This window comes from Orbaceae bacterium lpD01 (assembly GCA_036251705.1).
GTDB lineage: Bacteria > Pseudomonadota > Gammaproteobacteria > Enterobacterales > Orbaceae > Utexia > Utexia brackfieldae.
On sequence record CP133959.1, the window covers coordinates 616,494 to 634,039 of the forward strand.

General features: G+C 39.8%; 13 protein-coding genes, 1 pseudogene and 1 riboswitch. Of the genes and pseudogenes, 2 read left to right on the forward strand and 12 right to left on the reverse strand.

From position 1 onward, the window contains the following. The first annotated feature begins 190 nt into the window (after nucleotides 1–190). A complete protein-coding gene (locus RHO15_02810) occupies nucleotides 191–928 on the forward strand; it encodes a phosphatase (protein ID WVD64461.1) in 738 nt (245 codons plus the stop codon). Between the two features lie 56 nt (nucleotides 929–984). Here RHO15_02810 and RHO15_02815 read toward each other — a convergent pair whose 3' ends face one another. From RHO15_02815 to rne, 10 genes and pseudogenes are all read right to left on the reverse strand, one after another. Beyond that, nucleotides 985–2,304 (reverse strand): NCS2 family permease, encoded by a 1,320-nt coding sequence (locus RHO15_02815; protein ID WVD64462.1) that lies wholly within the window; start codon nucleotides 2,302–2,304, stop codon nucleotides 985–987. A gap of 227 nt (nucleotides 2,305–2,531) precedes the next feature. Continuing rightward, nucleotides 2,532–2,888 (reverse strand): DUF1870 family protein, encoded by a 357-nt coding sequence (locus tag RHO15_02820; GenBank protein ID WVD64463.1) that lies wholly within the window; start codon nucleotides 2,886–2,888, stop codon nucleotides 2,532–2,534. Between the two features lie 190 nt (nucleotides 2,889–3,078). After that, nucleotides 3,079–4,713 (reverse strand): annotated as a pseudogene (ybaL, locus tag RHO15_02825) (YbaL family putative K(+) efflux transporter). Nucleotides 4,714–4,928: 215 nt separating this feature from the next. Continuing rightward, nucleotides 4,929–6,479: a TerC family protein gene (locus RHO15_02830; GenBank protein ID WVD64464.1), complete on the reverse strand. Its 1,551-nt coding sequence runs from the start codon at nucleotides 6,477–6,479 to the stop codon at nucleotides 4,929–4,931. Nucleotides 6,480–6,620: 141 nt separating this feature from the next. Next, nucleotides 6,621–7,409: an enoyl-ACP reductase FabI gene (gene fabI, locus RHO15_02835; GenBank protein ID WVD64465.1), complete on the reverse strand. Its 789-nt coding sequence runs from the start codon at nucleotides 7,407–7,409 to the stop codon at nucleotides 6,621–6,623. Nucleotides 7,410–7,521: 112 nt separating this feature from the next. Beyond that, nucleotides 7,522–8,334 carry an ATP-binding cassette domain-containing protein gene (locus RHO15_02840; GenBank protein ID WVD64466.1) on the reverse strand — a complete coding sequence of 271 codons (813 nt, stop codon included), beginning with the start codon at nucleotides 8,332–8,334 and terminating at the stop codon, nucleotides 7,522–7,524. A 2-nt stretch (nucleotides 8,335–8,336) separates the two neighbouring features. Next, complete coding sequence (locus tag RHO15_02845) at nucleotides 8,337–9,326, reverse strand: ATP-binding cassette domain-containing protein (GenBank protein ID WVD64467.1); 990 nt, start codon at nucleotides 9,324–9,326, stop codon at nucleotides 8,337–8,339. 2 nt (nucleotides 9,327–9,328) lie between these two features. Continuing rightward, nucleotides 9,329–10,210: an ABC transporter permease subunit gene (locus RHO15_02850; protein WVD64468.1), complete on the reverse strand. Its 882-nt coding sequence runs from the start codon at nucleotides 10,208–10,210 to the stop codon at nucleotides 9,329–9,331. Next, nucleotides 10,200–11,153 carry an ABC transporter permease subunit gene (locus RHO15_02855; protein ID WVD64469.1) on the reverse strand — a complete coding sequence of 318 codons (954 nt, stop codon included), beginning with the start codon at nucleotides 11,151–11,153 and terminating at the stop codon, nucleotides 10,200–10,202. The genes RHO15_02850 and RHO15_02855 overlap by 11 nt, the downstream gene beginning before the upstream one ends. A gap of 117 nt (nucleotides 11,154–11,270) precedes the next feature. Beyond that, nucleotides 11,271–14,213, reverse strand: coding sequence for a ribonuclease E (gene rne / locus RHO15_02860; GenBank protein WVD64470.1), 2,943 nt, complete (start codon nucleotides 14,211–14,213; stop codon nucleotides 11,271–11,273). 568 nt (nucleotides 14,214–14,781) lie between these two features. After that, a riboswitch (molybdenum cofactor riboswitch) is annotated at nucleotides 14,782–14,935 on the forward strand. On the opposite strand from rne, the gene moaA reads away from it, so the two are divergent. Beyond that, nucleotides 14,932–15,912 (forward strand): GTP 3',8-cyclase MoaA, encoded by a 981-nt coding sequence (gene moaA, locus RHO15_02865; protein ID WVD64471.1) that lies wholly within the window; start codon nucleotides 14,932–14,934, stop codon nucleotides 15,910–15,912. Its footprint overlaps the riboswitch before it by 4 nt. Here the strand turns inward: moaA and gluQRS are convergent. Beyond that, nucleotides 15,899–16,843, reverse strand: coding sequence for a tRNA glutamyl-Q(34) synthetase GluQRS (gene gluQRS / locus RHO15_02870; GenBank protein WVD64472.1), 945 nt, complete (start codon nucleotides 16,841–16,843; stop codon nucleotides 15,899–15,901). The two genes, moaA and gluQRS, sit on opposite strands and share 14 nt — an antisense overlap. Nucleotides 16,844–16,931: 88 nt before the next feature. Then, complete coding sequence (dksA, locus tag RHO15_02875) at nucleotides 16,932–17,339, reverse strand: RNA polymerase-binding protein DksA (protein WVD64960.1); 408 nt, start codon at nucleotides 17,337–17,339, stop codon at nucleotides 16,932–16,934. Nucleotides 17,340–17,546 lie beyond the last annotated feature (207 nt).

Genomic DNA, 17,546 nt, shown 5'->3' on the forward strand with positions numbered 1-17,546 from the left:
CACTTTATCGGATTGTCAGTCAAAAATCACTATATGGTAGATTGTTATCGATGAATAATCGTTGCTTAGCAAAAAGCGATTTATCGAGTAAAATGATAGATTAATTAGGTTTTTTATATCGATGATTAAGATAATCTAAAAATGAATAGCAATAAGTACATCGATCAGTTTTCACGCAAGGATAGTTAATATGCAATATTTAATCGATCTCCATATGCACACGGTAGCAAGTACGCATGCCTATAGTACACTGCAGGAGTATGTTCAGGTAGCTAAATCGAAAGGACTCAAAATCATCGCGATTACCAATCATGGTATGGCATTAGGTGATAGCCCACATCGTTGGCATTTCGTTAATCAACGTATCATTCCGCGGATTATTGATGGCGTTGGTATTTTACGTGGAATAGAAGCAAATATATTGAATCTTGAGGGCGATATTGATTGTGACGACAATATGTATAGCGAACTTGATTTAGTGATTGCGGGTTTCCACGATCCCGCATTGGCGCCGATGGATATTGATAGCAATACACAAGCCATGATTGCGACGATTAAAAATCCGAAAGTGAATATTATTAGTCATCCTGGCAACCCTAAATATCCGATTCATATCGATGAAGTGGCAAAAGCGGCTAAGCAGTATAATGTAGCTTTAGAGATTAATAACTCCTCTTTTATTTCGCGTCAGGGAAGTGATGATAATTGTCGTCAAATTGCTCAAGCTGTTAAAGATCACGGTGGCATGATCTCATTTGGATCTGATTCCCATGTGGCTTATACGGTAGGTAATTTTAGTCATTGCATGGCGTTGATTGCACCACTTGATTTTCCCAAAGAGCGTATTATTAATTGTAGTGCAGCGTCACTGCTTGAGTTTTTATCGTTAAAAACGGATAGACAAATCCCTGAACTACTTAATGTTTAAAAGTATCAGGATGACGGATAATGCGCTGAAACAGCCAGTACCCGTCATCGCAAGACTTAATGATCAATAAAGATAAATTTCAGGAGAAATAACGCAGCAACGGCAACAACACAAATATTAATTTGATTGAAACGCTTAGTCAGCACTTTCAAAATAACATAAGAGATAAAGCCAAGTGCAACGCCTTCACTAATTGCAAAACCAAACGGCATCATGACAGCAGTAATAAATGCGGGTGTTGCTTCAGTAAGATCACTCCATTTCACTTTAGTCAAACTTGACGTCATTAAAATACCTACATAAATCAGTGCCCCTGATGTTGCATAGATAGGCACAAGTTGGGCTAGTGGGGATAAGAAAATGACGAGTAAGAAGAGTATACCCGTAACAATTGATGTTAAACCGGTACGTCCGCCAACCGAGATGCCTGCCGAACTTTCAATATAGGCCAGCACTGATGAGGTACCAAATAGTCCACCTAAGGTTGAGCTGAAGCTGTCTACTAACAGAGCTTGACGCATTTTCGGAAAACGACCTTTTTCATCAGCCAGACCCGCTTTATCGGTTAATGCGATAATCGTGCCTGATGAGTCGAATAAACTGATAATCATAAAGGAGAAAATCACCCCGGATAAAGCCAGATTAAACGAGCCGGCAATATCAACATGGCCGACAACACTAGAGATTGACGGCGGCATTGAGATGATGCCCATATACTTGACGTCAGGATCAAAATAGAGTGAGAGCATTGTCACGACTAAGATGGCAATGAGTACGGCCGCATGAAAGTTTCTATAGGCTAAAACAATAATAATAAAGAAACCTAACGCCCCTAAAAGAACTGAAATGGACATTAAATTACCCATGGTGAGCATGGTTGCCGGCGAACTTACGACGAGTCCCATATTTTGAAAGCCCATAAATGCAATAAACAGGCCGATACCACTGCTAATGCCTATGCGTAAACATTGTGGTATATGCGATATTAACCAATGTCGGACTTTAAACAGTGAGAGTAAGAAAAAGAATAGAGAGCCCCAGAATATCGCACCCATCCCAATTTCCCATGAATATCCCATCGATAAAACGACGCCATAGGCGAAAAAGGCATTCAGTCCCATGGCGGGGGCTAAGGCTATCGGTAAATTGGCAACAAGACCCATTAGGATACAGGCGAACGCAGAAACTAAACAGGTGAGTGCAAAGACAGCACTATGATCCATCCCCGCTTTCGCTAAAATATTGGGATTGAGAAAAATAATATAGACCATCGTTAAGAATGTCGTACAGCCGGCGATAAACTCAGTGGAGAGTGATGAGCCTTTTTCTTTAATCTTAAAAAAAGATTTCGTTTGATTGGAACGGGAGTTATTCATAAGGGGACCTAGTTGAATATGCAGATTAAGATAAATAAAAAACGCGCTTATAATATAACGAGAAAACGATGATGAACATCATAAATTCAGGTTTTTATTGATATTTTGTTTGAGGTCGATGATTCTGCTTATTTTATAGCTTCGCTAAAATCGAGCGAATAAAAGCGTTTTGAGCCAGCAATAACGTGCCTTGATATCGCTATCAAAGCCCATTACCATCAGCAAGACTAACTCAGCTCTTCTAAACCACGAAAATATAATTCTGTGGCAATTGATTGATTTAATCGCCAGTGAATGACATCTTGTGTCGGATTCACCTTCTGAAAGTCTTGATAGTCGATAAAATATTTGATCGTATTAGCACCAACGCGATTATTAATATTATCAATAATTAATGCGACGTTTTCGTGACGCTCTTTTTTGAGCTGTAACATCTTATTAATCACGTTATCAGGAATTTGATCCTGTCCCTGTTCCCAGCGATGCCACTGTTCAGGCGGGACTGGGCCTCCAATATATTGTGCTGCTTCAACCACTTTTAACATAAATAAACGACGTAATGCTTGTAATTCAATATTAGTCATATTAACTCCTCAATGAGCTAAGCCGATGTTTAAAAATAGGTTCTGTTAACTATAATATATTAAGCGCTATTTGTATTGATTATTCAATTGGACTACCTTGGCCTTCCGGTAAATTCGACTCTTTCGCAATCTGGAACACTTCACGTTCTTTTTCCATTTTTGTAACGGGAATAATCGTTGGGTCAAGATTGAGCAACGCCAGTATGTGCCCAGCAATCTCATTCTCTCCGGTGATGACTTTTGTCGCGCCATGTTCGGCAATATATTCTGCTTCATCATCATAAAAGGCTCGTACGTAGATTTCTATATCAGGTCGCATTTCTCTGGCTTGAGATGAGATCTCTCCCGCTTCATAGCCGTTTGGTGAAGAGATAATTAACCATTTGGCTTTATCCAGATGGGCTAACTGTAATGTTTCTAATTTAGCCGCATTACCAAATACTGTAATAATATCATCGTTACGTAGTTTTTCGATCAGCGACAATGATGAATCAATAACAATAAAAGGAATCTGTCTCTCTTGTAGCTGAGCGGCAATAGTGCTCCCTAAGCGGCCGTGGCCGACCAGAATAGCATGATCATGGATATCTTCCGGTACTTGCTGATTAATGACTGCCACTGGATCGATAATTTTATCCACGATATTTTCAGTTTTTGCGAGATAAGCTTCAACTAAGTTGAATACAAATGGATTTAATACAATGGAGATGATTGCACCGGCTAAAATTAAGCTGTAAGCATCATCAGGTAATACGTTGAGCTGTTTCGAGGCTAATGCCGCTAAGATGAAGGCAAACTCACCAATTTGAGCAAGGCTTGCAGAAATGGTTAATGCAGTACGTTTGGTATGACCAAACAGGCGGACAATAATATAAGCGGCAATCGATTTACCAAATAGAATAATTGCCACCGTGGCGATGGTTGCGAGTGGATGGGTGATAATAATTTGCGGTTCAAACAGCATGCCAACCGAGACAAAAAAGAGTACCGCAAAAGCATCTCTAAGAGGCAAAATATTATTAGCAGCACGATGACTGAGCTCTGATTCAGTTAAAGCCATGCCGGCAAAAAAGGCACCTAACGCAAATGATGCACCAAATAACTCAACCGCCGCCAGTGCGATACCCATCGCAATACCCAGTACGGTTAACGTAAATAACTCGTCGGAACCGGTTGCCGCACTTTTGGCTAGCACCCAAGGAATGACGCGACGACCAACAATAATCATAAAGATAATAAAGACGATAACTAAACCGACGGTTTTCGCGATTTCAAATAAAATGTCGGTCATATTGATGCTAGTGCCGGTCGTTTTGACGATGGCAGGTAACAGAACAAGGGTGAGCACCATCACCAGATCTTCAACAATGAGCCAACCGATGGCAATGCGTCCTCGTCGACTCTCGATTAAATCGCGCTCTTCCAGCGCACGCAATAACACAACGGTACTGGCGGTGGATAAACATAAACCGAATACCAATCCGATGATGATTGACCAGCCCACCATCGCTGAGAGTCCCATACCAAGTAATGTCGCAACGGCAATTTGTACTATCGCACCCGGAATTGCGATAGATTTTACCGACATTAAATCACTTAAAGAAAAGTGTAAACCAACCGCGAACATTAGTAAAATAACACCAATTTCAGCAAGTTGACCGACAATAGCGGTATCAGCAACATAACCAGGTGTTGCCGGACCAAACACGATACCGGCGATAAGATAACCGACTAAAGGCGATATTTTTAACCGATTTGCTAATAATCCCAAAATAGCAGCTAAAACGATGCCCCCAATAATGGCTGCAATTAAAGGTTCATGCATAATCACCCCTTTTTATTATTTCGTCATTTAGATTGTCACGTTAAGAATAGTTTACCGTATTTTTTGTCTCGATGCTTGTGTAATTTCGGTTTTTGGGCTAGTCAAGAGGCGGATTTATTGAGATATTATTGACGATTAGAAAATAGATAAGCTTTACATTGATATTTTAATCTCTTTTTGTAAAGCTTATCTGCTCAGTTTTTATAAAAGGCGATTTAGGCTATCGTTTGTGGATATATTTTTACTTTTACAATACGATGACTCTCGACTTCCACCACTTCAAAAGTATAGGATTCAATCATGATTTTTTCACCAACCACTGGAATATGTTGAGTTTTTTCCATCAAAAGTCCGGCAAGGGTATGGTAATCGCGTTTATCATCAAGTTTTATATGAATATAGCGCACCAGCTCTTCTAATGGTATATAACCATTGGCCAGGCAACTATTATCTTCAAAACATTGAATGTCATGACGCGCATCCACCTCTTCTTCACCAGTTGGCAGTTCTCCAGCGATCGTTTCCATGATATCCGTAACCGATACGATGCCTTGTGTGGAACCAAACTCATCAACAATGAAGGCAAAATGGGTTTTTGCTTCTCTAAATTTCTCTAGTGCAACAAGCAGTGAAACCGTTTCAGGGAAGATTAGCGGTTGTTTAACTAATGTCCGGATATTAATGCCTTCGTCAGACAACATCTGTTTAAGTAAATCATTCACGTTGATGATACCAATCGGCTCGTCATTAGCATTATCATCGGTGACAACCAGACGAGTATGCTGATTTAGACTAATTTCCTCGATAATTTTTTCACGATCGTCATCAATATTGATTTGGTCGATATCCAATCGTGACGTCATAATACTACTGACAGAACGTTGTGCGAGTCCTAGCACGCGCTCGATCATACTTAATTCTTGCTGATTAAATACGGCACTTTGTTTACCCGCATCAGAGATTAAATCAGCGGTATGACTATCGAGCTCTTCCTCATTATCACCTCTTAACATATGCAAGATAGCTTCAGCTGTTCGTTGGCGAAGTGGTTTATTGCGTGTCAGGAATCGTCGCCGATTAAACATCGATAGTTGATTGAAAAATTCAATCAGAATGGAAAAACCGATGGCGGCGTATAAGTAACCTTTTGGTATTACAAAGCCAAAACCTTCAGCCACCAAACTAAAACCGATCATCAGTAAGAAGCTCAAGCAGAGAATGACAATGGTGGGATGCGCGTTAACGAATATGGTTAGCGGTTTGCTAGCTAAAATCATCAATGCCATCGCAATACAAACGGCAGCAATCATCACGGTAATATGTTCAACCATGGCGACAGCGGTAATGACTGCATCGAGCGAGAATACGGCATCAAGCACCACAATTTGTGCAACAACTGTCCAAAAATGAGAGGTTTTTTTCTGTTTACCATTTTCATGCGAGCCACCTTCAAGTCGTTCATTTAATTCAGTGGTCGCTTTGTAGAGCAAGAACAGTCCGCCTGCAAGCATGATTAATTGGCGGCCATTAAAAGAAAGGCCTAATGCGCTAAATAGAGGTGTTTTTAAGGTAACCAGCCAACTGGCAAGCAGCAGCAAACAGATACGCATGCATAGTGCGAATGTTAAACCTATAACACGCGCTTTATCGCTTTGATGGCGAGGGAGTTTTTCTGCAAGAATGGCAATAAAAACTAAATTATCAATTCCTAATACGATTTCAAGTACAATCAGGGTCGCTAAACCTGCCCAGATTGTTGGATCCATGATCCATTCCATAAGTCGGATGGTTACCTTTCAGTTATACAGCACATGCTGCGGTGTTAATTTTGGACATAATTTGCTGAATGATCAATAAAAAAATAACAAATTTGTCATAAAAATGAAAATTGACCTCCATAAGTGGCTTTAATTCAGTTCAAGCTCATTCATCACGGCAATATTGAAGCCGCCATCAACATGTAGAATCTCTCCGGTAATGCCTGATGCCAGCGGTGAACATAAAAAAGCGGCGGCATTACCGATATCTTCAGTGGTTACGGTTCGTCTCAATGGTGTCACCGTTTCGCAATAACTGAGCATTTTTTTAAAATCTTTGATACCCGAAGCCGCTAAGGTGCGAATTGCGCCGGCAGAGATACCGTTAACGCGAATACCTTCAGGCCCCAGTGCATTGGCCATATAGCGCACATTGGCTTCTAAAGAGGCTTTAGCCAGACCCATTACATTATAGTTTGGAATGACGCGTTCAGCGCCGAGATAAGTCAGGGTAAGTAAGGCGGCGGCAGGATTTAACATATGACGACACGCTTTGGCCATCGCCACAAAACTAAAGGAGCTAATATTATGGGCGATGCTGAAACCTTCTCGGGTTACTGCATTGACATAATCACCATCTAATTGATCGGCCGGCGCATAAGCGATAGCATGCACAAAACCATCAAAAGTAAGCCAGTGTTTCGATAAGTTGTTGAAGAGATTGCTGATACTCTCATCATTAGATACATCACAAGCGAAAGCTAAATGAGAATCGAAAGTTTGTGCAAACTCTTCTACTCTGGATTTCAATTTATCATTTTGATAGGTAAATGCCAGCTGCGCACCTTCTCGATGTATTGCCTGAGCAATCCCATAAGCCAGTGAACGATGGCTTGCTAAACCGGTCACTAAAATTTTTTTGCCTACTAAAAAACCCATAATTAGATTCCTAACGTTTTGTATTGGCTGTATTTAATTGTGCAAAAAGAGCGCTTAATTATAGCATGAGGCGCTCTATTTTGAATCGTCAGTGAATATAAATAAGATTGATTTAAAAGGCCCGTGTATCTTTGCGCCAGGTATCTGCGGTCAATGCTTCACCGAAATAACTCTGCACGAGCTTTTGCGTCACTTCACTCAGTGGTGAGGTTAATACTTCAGCAGTATTACCGTATTCAACCACTTCACCTTCTTGCATCACCATAATCTGATCGCTGATATGTTTCATCATACCAATGTCTTGTGTGACATATACATAAGATATCTGGTACTGTTCTTGAAGGGATAGCATCAAATTAATAATCTGTGAACGCATAGAGATATCTAGCGCCGCCAGCGCTTCATCGGCGATAATAACTTTGGGTTTTAAAATCAGTGCTCTGGCCAGCGCTACGCGTTGTTTTTGTCCCGCCGCCATCGTTGCCGGATAATAACTGGCATGATCGGGTAATAATCCGACTTGTTTGAGCACATCATAAATAAGCTGTTCCCGCTGAAAAATATCTAATTGGGTATTTTGTTTCAGTGGTAATTCTAACAACTGGCCTATTTTTAAATGCGGATCAAAAGAGTTGTCTGGATTTTGAAATATCATGCGAATAAGTTGGCTACGATAGCGATAATCGCCATATTCAAGTTTACGATCCTCAACCCAGATATTACCTGATGTCGGTTTTATCATACCCACTAACATTTTGGCTAGCGTCGATTTACCAGAACCATTCTTACCAATAACGGCAAGTGTTTTACCTTCATTTAACGAGAATGAAACCGATTTGACCGCCGCAATATTATCATGCCCGAATAAGCCTCTGGCGATTGAAAAGGTTTTTGAAAGATGGCGAACTTTTAAGACCGGATTCATGCTTAATTCTCTTGATTTAAGGGAAAGTGACAGGCAACAGCATGATTTTTAATCTCGAGCAGTTGAGGGGTCACAATACATTTTTTTTGCGCGTAAGGACAACGAGGACCTAATCGACAACCAATCGGTAAGTTTTCTAGCGCCGGGATAACACCCGGTAAAGTGTTAAGTGGGCTTTTATGGGCTAAGGCTTGACCAAAATCGGGTATAGCATTAATCAACGCTTGGGTATAAGGATGATAGGGCGTTTGGGCTAAATTTTCACTGGGCGCCGTTTCTACCATTTGCCCACAGTAAAGCACATTGATCTGATCTGTCCAGCGCGTCACCATCTGTAGATCATGGCTAATCAGTAGAATCGTCGTACCAATATTTTGGTTCATACTGGCGAGTAATCGAAATATTTGTGCTTCTGTCGTTGCTTCCATGGCATTAGTGGGTTCATCCGCAATCAGCAGTTTGGGCTGATTGGCTAAAGCGATAGCTATCATCACTTTCTGACACTCCCCTTCAGTGAGTTCGTAGGGATAGCTTGTCATAATATCCTGATGTTGTTTAATCCCAACCCGATGTAGCAATTCAATGGCGCGATTTTTACGCCAAAATAGTCGTTGCCACCAGCGTCCCTTAAAGGTTCGGCCAGGTATTGCCTGGATTAACAATTTACCAATTGTCATGGACGGGTCCAGACTGGATTGCGGCTCTTGAAATATCATCGAGACATTTTCACTGATAATTTTTCGGCGCTGTTTGGCGGTTAATTTCAAGAGATCAATATTATCAAATTTAAAACGGTCAGCTTTGATAATCCAGTTTTTATTGGCGATACCTAAAATCGCTTTCGCGATGACACTTTTTCCTGAACCAGACTCGCCGACCAAACCACAAATCTCTCCTTCAGAGAGTTTGATATTAACCCGGTCGACCGCTTTTAGCAGACCCGAAGTGGTTGATAACTCAATCGTCAGATTTCGAATATCTAATAACGCCATAACTATTCTCGATGTGATAGTGACTGTCTGAGACCATAATCAAAAAAATTTAACAACAGTATCATGACTAATATGACTAATCCCGGGGCGATAAATCCCCAATAATTTATCGCAATAATAGCGATCATATCATGCATCATCATGCCGAGCTCATTATGATTCGATTCAACGCCAAAGTTAAGGAATGTTAAGGTTGTGAGCGCGATAAGACTCGTGGTAAATATCGCAATAGTCTCTCTTATATAGTTATTCCAAGTATTAGGCAATATCGAGTAGCGCATGATACTCAGGGTCGATAATCCATCAAGTCTGGCGGCGGTGATATAGGTTTTTTTAAGCTCACTGCTCATCATATTATAAATATTGTAGATGAATCTGGGCAGCATGCTTAAAATAATAACAAACATCAAATTTTGCACGCTATTACCACTGAAGAAAGCAAAGATAATCATCGTCAGTAGCGGTGGAATAGTCGTAATCGTTTTACAGGTGATTAAAATAATTCTGCTGCTTGATTTGATGAAAACCGCGCATAAGCTGATGATTGAACCAATAATCATGACACTAAAGGTGATGAGTAAGGTAATAAATAGTGAGTTTTTTGAGGCCCATAAAAGACGTTTAAAAATATCGTATCCATGATTATCAATACCTAGTATATGATTCAACTGACCTTGTTCATACCATGCAGGTAATAATAAACGTAGTGAGGGATAAGTCTGCTGGCTATCGGGGGCTAACCAAGGTGTAAACAAGCAAAGTAGAAGAGCCAGAAGTAAACCATAAAAACCGATCATCAAAAAAAGATTTTTATGTAACACATGAATAAAGAGTAGATAGTGCTTAGCTATTTTGATGCGCCATAAATTAAATTTATTCATCATACAACTCCTTGTGACGAAGGGGATGTATCACTATCATAATTAATTCACTAATCAGATTGAGTGTAGAAAGTAATAAACCACATAGCAGTAGCGCAACCGCAATGGTTCTGTCATGGTGCTGCTCAAATGCTTGCATGACCCAGGAACCTAAACCTGGCCGATGGAAAATAATCTCGATTAACATGGCTGAAAAGAGTAAGACATTAAAATTATAGGTTAACCTTGGAATAATTGGTGGAAAGACATTGGGTAACATATGCCTAAATAGAATTTTCCATTGTGACTGCACGCGAATCGAGAGCGCTTTGATATAATTTTGTTTAGCAATTTTCTCGATACTTTGACTGACCAGCTGGATAGTAATAATACATGGATGTATAGCTAAAATAACTGAAGGCAGCGCCAAATACTGCAGCTCTTTTAGCACTTCATATCCTTTGTTGTGATCGGCGACTAACAGAATATCAATGATTGGAAAACCGGTGATCGCATGTTGGTAATCTAGCGTTGAACCTTTGGTCGGTAATAAATAGATATTATCGGAGAAACTAAACATAATCAGTACAGCAAGCCATACAAGCGGGCAAGCACTGATAACCAGACAGGCAGCTTGGATTAATCTGTTTTTCCAATTATCGGGATTGAGCCCGGCAATGATACCAAAAGTAATCCCTGTCACCATCGTAATAACTAAAGCAAATAAGCAGAGTTCAATGGTCGCTGGCAGCACCTGTTTTATGATCATCACTAAGGATTGGTTAGTGTCATTGAGCTGTAATTCACCTGAAAATAAGTGCTTAAAATAGTTATTATAGGCTTCAAAGAGAGGCAGATGGCTATAGTAAACATCCGCTGAGAAATAAACGATACAAAAGCTAAGCTGAGATAGCACGAGTAAGATGAACAAAAAGGTCAATATTTTTTTCAAAATATAAATGATCATCGATATTCTCTTGTTTAAAAATAGCAGTTTTATTGATGAGTAACATCACAAACGCTGATATAGCGATGTTAAAAACATCGCTATATCAATCTATTACTGTTTCAATGATTTTTATTCTTAATGCTCAGATGATTTTGGTGTACTCATCACTGCAAATGCATGATGATCAGCACTATTACCGCCAGCATGTCCTTTACCCGTAAAATGGTAGTTTGGACGAATCAGCACGGACGGAATCATTGATGGCTCAATATTGGCAAAAACGATCTCTGGCGATGGTGCTTTTGTCATCGCGGCAGAAGCCTGTTTTTTCGCCTGATGTTGAGTCACTTGCTGCTCAATCACCAACGGTTTTTCTGACGTTATACTTAAAGGCGCTGATAAATCCGCTGAAGATTGTGCCGTTTGCTCGACCACTTCAGAAATGACATCTTTTGCTGTTTCCGTCGCTATATTATCCGCCTGTGTATCAACCGTTGTTGGTTCTGACACTGGCATAATTTCGACAGAGACTGCTTTTGGTGATTCAGATGGCTGTTCTGTTGCTATTGTCTGCGCTACCATCGTTTCTGTGGTATTGATCACTGGCTGCACTGCCATCGTGTTATCCTGAGTATTTAATTCAGGTTGCTCGACAATTTTTGTCGGCAAGCTATCTGGTTGTTCAACCACGGTAGCTCTGTTTGGCTGCTGAGCGGTATAATCAATCCAAGCTCTGCCCAAGGCAAATTCTGGTGAAAATACAGCTAGTTTTAGCGGCATTGGCGATTCAGCGATGTTTTCATCTTTCATTCTTTTTCTACGCTGGCCATTCATACGTAGGTGTCTTGGTGTACGACGTGAACGACGAACTTCTCCTGAATGTTCACTGTTTTGAGACTCTGGAGCGATAGCTTTTTCCTCAATAACCTCACTCTTAACCGGCGTGTTAGTATTTGGCGATACTTTTACTTTTGTTTCCGGTATCGTCTCTGGTAATGGCGGAACCACAATCGTATTCACTTCAGTCGCACTTGCCTGTGCATCAACTACGCGTGTCGATTTGGTTAATGTACGCTGAGCTCGACGAGGTTTGGGTTCTCGTCTCTCAACAGATGCAGTAACTTGTTTGTTATCGATATTTTTTGCTTTTTCGTTGTTGCCTTGTATCTCATTTTTGACAACATCGTTTTGTGCGACCGTATTATTTTGCTGTTTGTTATTTGGCGTACGACGGTTATTACTCTTCGTTTCTTTAGGCGCCTCATTACTATTATTGTTATTACGCGGATTACGACGATTATTGTTTCGTCTTCTGTCACCTTTATACTGTTTTTCGACAGGCTTTGCTTGTTCTTTTACTGTCTCTTCAGGTGCACTGTCTGCTTTAAATAAGTTACGAATACCAGAAACAATTGCAGCAAAAAGGCCCTTGTCATTATTCTCTGGTTGTACTTTTGGTTTAACCGTTTTAGTGATCGAGATTGCCGGCGCAACGGTCACACCAGAAAGAATAGCCTCTTCAACGACCACATCCGTTTGTGTATCGTCTTCCTCTTCTTCTTGTTCTCTCACTAATTTAGGTAAGTTATAACTTAATGTATCGATCTCTTCACCACAACGTTTGCGAATAATACGATATTGTGGTGTTTCCATCTCTTCGTCAGCGGCAATGACGATTTTAATATCTGGTTTTTCTTGCTCAATTTTAGCAATTGCTCGGCGTTTCTCATTAAGTAAATAGCTCGCGATCGGCACTGGAACAATCACATCAATTTGACCTGTATTCTCTTTTAAGGCCTCTTCATGAATGAGACGCAAGATAGATAAAGATAATGAATTATTATCTCGCACTGTACCGGTACCGCTACAACGTGGACAGATATGATGGGTGGCTTCTCTTAATGACGGACTTAACCGCTGACGTGACATTTCGAGCAAACCAAAACGAGAAATACGGGTAGTTTGAATTCTGGCCCGATCATTTTTCATCGACTCTTTAAGACGGTTCTCAACTTCACGTTGATTACGAATTGGTGTCATATCAATAAAATCGATCACAATAAGACCACCAAGATCTCTTAGACGCAGCTGTCTTGCAATCTCTTCGGCTGCTTCTAAATTGGTGGTAAATGCTGTTTCTTCAATATCACTACCACGAATAGATTTAGCCGAGTTAATATCAATAGCCGTTAATGCTTCGGTGGTATCAATTACGATTGAACCGCCCGATGGTAAACGAACTTCACGTTGAAAGGCTGATTCAATTTGTGTTTCAATTTGGAAGCGGCTAAATAAAGGCACATCACCTGTATACGGTTTTAAACGATTAAGATATTCGCCACGACCTAAGCCTTCTAAACGTTTTTTGGCGATTTCAAAAATATTCTTATTGTCGATGATAATTTCACCCACGTCATCACGTAAATAATCACGAAATGCACGTGTAATGACATCACTCTCTTTATGGATAAGAATCGGTGCTGGACGATTTTTAGATTCGGTTAAGATTGCATCCCAATAAGAGAGTAGAGCATTTAAATCTTGTTGTAACTCTTCTTGTGATTTACCAACACCAGCAGTTCTGGCAATAACACCCATGCCTCTTGGCTTTTCTAGCGAATCAATAATACGTTTTAAATCGGCACGCTCTTCACCTTCGATGCGTCGGGATACGCCGCCGGCTTTTGGATCATTTGGCATTAAGACCAAATAGCTACCAGCTAGACTGATGTAAGTCGTGAGTGCCGCACCTTTTTTACCGCGAATTTCTTTTTCAATTTGAACAAGAATTTCCTGGCCTTCTTGCAAATGCTTGATACTTTTGCGACCAGTAATATTGGTTGGAAAATAACTGTCAGCGATCTCTTTTAAGGAGAGAAAACCATCACGTTCACCACCGTAGGAAACAAAAGCGGCTTCAAGGCTGGGATTGATTTTAGTGATGGTTCCTTTGTAAATATTGGCTTTTTTCTGTTCATGGCCTGGACTTTCGATATCGAGGTCATAAAGATACTGCTTATCAACAAGTGCAACACGAAGTTCTTCTTGCTGAGTCGCGTTAATTAACATTCTTTTCATTGATTATCACTCATTTTTAGAATGTAAGTAAAACTAACGCAATTGGAGATAGCTATTTTAGTTAATATTTATACAGGTAATAGTGCTAAATTATTTTACTACTTACAGAGATCGTACGGCCAAGTTCATTATTTTATTTATATTACTTGTTATTATTATATTATGTGAACGATAGCGCAGGAGAATAATTGTCACTACTTTAATTATCTGTCAATGTTTGTTATATATTGTCTTCTAAATATTGGGTATGCTTCCGGTGTCACTCTCAGACTCTATACACCAAACTAAAATAAACGATTTTCCAATCAAGTCACTTTACTTAACTTTGCTTTTTAATATATTTATCTGTTCCATGTCTGATGCCATTGCTGCATTGAATAGATAAACTCTAATTTAGTATTATGTATTTTATGCGACTAAAATGCATAAAAATATACTACATAGACTGGTACAACCTTATTATTCACTTTTCACTCTGCAATAGCAAGACCTAATAATCGTATTTTAAATTTTTTTAACTTCTGACTAATATTATGGTAAGCTGAGGCCTATTATAAATACAATATAGTTAACTATAAAACTCTGAAGCTTGCATGGTCTAAGTAAGATCGAATCTTATATGAGATGTGAGCCGCGGTAGCTTAATTTAATCGAGTTACTGCCGGGTATTATGTAGAAATACTGATGCCTCCCGGTTGGAAAGGTGGTTTTATTTTTTATGCAGCTTATCGATAATTATCAGCGCAGATTTAAATATCTGCGGCTTTCTATCACTGAAAATTGTAATTTTCAGTGTCAGTACTGTTTACCTGAGGGGGCGTCAAACTCGGTAACCAACAAACCTCATTTCTTGTCACTTAGCGAGATAGATAGAGTCGTGTCGACTTTTGCGCAGCTAGGGGTTGAAAAGATTCGTATCACCGGTGGTGAACCAACCTTAAGAAAAGATTTTACGGATATTCTTTCTCTCATTGGCTGTCATCAGCAGATTAAAACCGTGGCTTTAACCACCAATGGTTTTCGCTTATTGCGTGATGTGGAAGCCTGGAAGCTGGCTGGATTAAATAATCTCAATGTGAGTGTGGATAGCTTATCGCCGGCCACATTTAAATTTATTACGGGTCAAGATCGATTATCTGTCATTTTGGCGGGGCTTGATAAAGCGATAGCCGTTGGTATTGAAAAAGTTAAAGTCAATACGGTGTTGATGAAGGGGTTAAATGATAATTTAGCTGATTACCTGTCATGGCTAAAGACGCATCCCATTGAACTCAGATTTATTGAATTAATGGAAACCGGCCAGGGCAGTCAGATTTTTAACCAATATCATCTTTCAGGCCAGATATTACAGCAGCAGTTAGTACAACAAGGTTGGCAGTTAGCGACAAAGGAAGAGACCTCCGGACCTGCGCAAGTCTACTCACATCCTGATTATTATGGAAAAATTGGTTTAATCATGCCCTACAGCCGAGATTTTTGTCGAAGCTGTAATCGATTACGTATCAGTGCTAAAGGTAAATTTCATTTTTGCTTGTTTGGTGAGCAAGGTATCGAATTGAGAGATTTATTGCAGTCTGATAGTCAGCAAGATGAGCTTAAAACACGTATCTTTAATGGACTGAAGATTAAACCTGAACGCCATTTTCTAGATGAACACCGTATCGGTATAACACAAACGTTATCCGCTATTGGCGGATAATATCTTGGGTTGGCACTAAGTTAACGTCCCAGTGAGTAATCGCCCAATCTAATAATTGCGCTTGCGAGCTATCCTGCCAATCTTTTGGGATGGGCTGGTTCAAAAATTTTAATCCTGCAATGGTTGTTTGTCTTGTATGTGTGTTCGCGATTGGTGTGGCTCTATTTTGTTTTGATAGTTTCGACCCATCAGGATTGAGCGCTAAAGGTAAATGTAAATAACTGGGGATATGCCAGCCTAATTGGTGATAGAGTGCTTGTTGCCAGCTGGTGGCAGTTAAAAGATCGGCGCCGCGAACAATTTCTGTGACTCCTTGATAGTTGTCATCCAATACCACCGCTAAATTATAAGCAAATAATCCATCACGTCGACGTAAGATAAAGTCTTCTCTAGCAACCACATCATCAATATGTTGAAGGCCGCGAATGTTGTCGACAAACTGAGTGATGGGAGAGGATAGCCTTAAACGTATTGCCAATTTTTGTTCAGTTTGCTGAGGTGACAGTGCGCGATTAGCACAATGATTATCGTAAATATGGTTTAATGTGTGAATTCGTTGTCGGTTACAGTCACAATAATAGGCTTGTTTTTCTTGCAATAGCTGTGACAATATCTGTGCATATCGATGATAACACTGCGATTGATAAAGCACCGTTTTATCCCAATATAGTCCAAATTGCTCCAGTGTGCGTAAAATTCGGCTGGCAGCACCGGCCACTTCTCGCGGGGGATCAATATCTTCAATCCGAACCAGCCATAAACCTGCTTTAGATTTTGCTTGTAGATAACTGGCTAATGCAGTAATTAATGAACCGAAATGTAAGTCACCTGATGGTGACGGCGCAAAACGACCAATATAAGACATAGTGAGAGGATGATGAGATAAAAGCAGTATTATATAGGTTATATGATGAATAACAATGCGGATCATGATGATCCGCCAAAATATCTTATTGTAAAGAGGGCAACAATATCGATATCTATTTTTTATATTTATTCGATATTATCAAGCTGAATGCTTAATATCCCATCTGTTTCTCACGCAGCTCGGCAACCGTTTTGCAATCAATACATAAGTCTGCAGTCGGTCTCGCTTCAAGGCGACGGATACCAATCTCAACACCACAAGAGTCACAAAAACCGAAATCATCTTCTTCAATTTTCTTTAAAGTTTTTTCAATCTTCTTGATTAATTTGCGCTCTCTATCCCGTGTTCTTAATTCAAGGCTAAACTCTTCTTCTTGTGTTGCCCGATCAGCTGGATCTGGAAAATTAGCGGCTTCGTCTTGCATATGAGTTACCGTTTTATCCATTTCTCCACGTAATTGCTGTAACCATGCCTGCAATATCAATTTAAAATGTTCGAGTTGCGCTGGGTTCATATACTCTTCACCTTTTTTCTCTTGATAAGGCTTAAGCCCAGCCATCGCAAGAATGCTTAAAGATGAGGATGCTTTTTGTTCCTTTTTCACAGCTATCTCCTTTAATACCATTATTATGTACAAATTTTAAAAACGCTAAACTATAACAACTATTTTGTAGTTAACAAGTTTTTTTTGCATTATTTTATAGACAGTTGGCGTTAAATCTGCTTGTTGTTCTTTTTGTATTCAACGTTAGTTTTTAAAATTAAA